The organism is Vibrio sp. 1288, assembly GCF_033344475.1.
Genome location: NZ_JAWPOX010000141.1, coordinates 1 through 1,078 on the forward strand (window position 1 = coordinate 1; position 1,078 = coordinate 1,078).

Sequence of the window (1,078 nt, forward strand, 5' to 3'; positions counted from 1 at the left end):
TTTGTACTGAGCGTTAATTTCCCCATCGCGTTGCAGTAAGTACGCTACGTTGTAGAGCTTGCCATCTTCGATGAGCGGCATACTGCCAGCAATGATATTGATGTTGTAAGTGACCGCCATTTGCGAGAAACGGTTTTTGATCTCTTCTGTAAAGCTAGCAAGAAAGCGAATAGCTTCAACTGAGTTTTGATCGTTTTGCAATCCCATCAACGGAGCATTGAAGAACTCAGGAAACAAAGCAAAGTCGGCTTTGTAGTTGGCCAGAGAGGAGATAAAAACCTCGGCTTGATCGAGCAAGTCTTCCAAATCGTTCATCGCGCGCATTTGCCATTGCACCACGCCAATACGAATCAAGGTTTTCTCAATGTCGTGAACGGATTGAATGTCTTCCTCGTAGAAAAAATTATCCCACTCTAGCAACGTGGCGTAGCCTTTTGAGGCGTTATCTTCTGGCAAATAGCCACGCATGATGCGTTTAACATCAAAGTCATTCGCAAGCTGGAAGGAGAGGATCGGATCGTGCAATTCGCGGCGTTTTACTTTGTCGATGTACTCTGCAACGCTCAGTTCATCCACGTATTGGTGGTAATTCGGAATGCGGCCACCGGCTAGTATCGCTTTAAAGTTTTTGCTGCGGCATAACTCTTTGCGCGCGTCGTAAAGACGTCGGCCCAAGCGAAGCCCACGGTAATCAGGGTGAACAAACACATCTAGGCCATACATGGCATCGCCTGTCACTTGGTTCTGAATGACGTTATTTTCGGTGATGATGTCAGTGTACAGGTGAGGAAGTGAAAATCGGTTGTAGTCCACTTTGATCGTCAGCGCAGCGCCGACAATTTTGCCGTTATCCTCAATACAGATTTGTCCATCGGGAAACTGATGAATGAGATCCATGATGGTCAGGCGTGGCCATGAGCCGCCCACATCAGGAAAAACGAGGTCCATTAATTCCGCGAGCTCTGGGTAATCGGTCGGCTCAATGGTGCGTAAAGAGAGTCTTGGCGTGTTGCTGTCCATATCCTACTATCCATTTATCCTTTTTAAATAGTATGGATGAGAATGCCATAAATTTGAG

1 protein-coding gene is annotated in these 1,078 nt (G+C 46.7%); it reads right to left on the reverse strand.

The window, feature by feature from the left end; all coding sequences use genetic code 11:
• The coding region (locus tag R8O11_RS25170; protein WP_318194605.1) for a GNAT family N-acetyltransferase at nucleotides 1-1,020 on the reverse strand (1,020 nt) is incomplete at its 3' end.
• Nucleotides 1,021-1,078: the final 58 nt, after the last annotated feature.